The 245-nt window shown below is 69.4% G+C and carries 1 protein-coding gene; it reads right to left on the bottom strand.

The window, feature by feature from the left end; genetic code table 11:
- The coding region (locus SB725_RS33265) for a response regulator (protein ID WP_410923703.1) at positions 1-245 on the bottom strand (245 nt) is incomplete at both ends.

The raw sequence follows: 245 nt of genomic DNA, 5'->3' as shown, positions 1-245 counted from the left end.
CCCTGGCTGCGGCGCAGCAGGGCGCGGACCCGGGCCTTGAATTCCTCGACATCGAAGGGCTTGACCAGGTAGTCGTCGGCCCCGGCATCCAGCCCGGCGATGCGTTCGGCGGTGCCGTCGCGGGCGGTGAGGATCAGCACTGGCAGGTCCTGCTGGGCGGCGCGCAATTGCTGCAACAACTCCAGGCCGTCGAGCCGCGGCAGGCCCAGGTCCAACAGCAACAGGTCGAAGCTTTCGGTGCGCAG

This window comes from Pseudomonas sp. SIMBA_041 (assembly GCF_046535095.1).
Lineage (GTDB): Bacteria > Pseudomonadota > Gammaproteobacteria > Pseudomonadales > Pseudomonadaceae > Aquipseudomonas > Aquipseudomonas mucoides.
The sequence above is the reverse complement of the archived record's forward strand: the minus strand, read 5'-3'. Positions and strand labels throughout refer to the sequence as shown.